Annotated in this window: 1 tRNA gene and 1 rRNA gene; both read left to right on the top strand. The window is 49.9% G+C overall.

From position 1 onward, the window contains the following. Positions 1 to 69: 69 nt before the first annotated feature. Positions 70 to 145: transfer RNA gene (locus tag J3L11_RS19025), tRNA-Val, on the top strand. Positions 146 to 303: 158 nt separating this feature from the next. Continuing rightward, positions 304 to 419, top strand: a 5S ribosomal RNA gene (rrf, locus tag J3L11_RS19020). Positions 420 to 423: the final 4 nt, after the last annotated feature.

Here is a 423-nt window from a genome sequence, read left to right as displayed (position 1 = left end):
GCGTGTACAAGAGTACACAAGCACCGGAGCGAGAAAACAATGCCGTTAGCGTGACAGCAGACAAGATAAGGTCGCTTAGCTCAGCTGGGAGAGCACCTGCCTTACAAGCAGGGGGTCACTGGTTCGAACCCAGTAGCGACCACCATTATCGAAGAACAGCTTTCCAAATGAATGTGTTAATAACGCAGGGAATTGTTTGGCTGACAAAGCCGTGACGAGTGAAGGGCGGAGTGTACAAAAGTACATGAGTACTGGAGCGAGGAAACAATAGCGTAAGACGAACAATTAACCAGTAAGAATTTGCTTGGTGACAATAGCATTGTGGTACCACCTGACTCCATCCCGAACTCAGAAGTGAAACACAATCGCGCCGATGGTAGTGTGGGGTCTCCCCATGTGAGAGTAGGTCATCGCCAAGCGCCT

The sequence above is a fragment of the Shewanella sp. 4t3-1-2LB genome (genome assembly GCF_017368415.1).
In the GTDB taxonomy this organism is placed as follows: Bacteria; Pseudomonadota; Gammaproteobacteria; order Enterobacterales; family Shewanellaceae; genus Shewanella; species Shewanella fodinae.
Note: the sequence above shows the minus strand (reverse complement) of the source record. Positions and strands in the feature narration are given on the sequence as shown.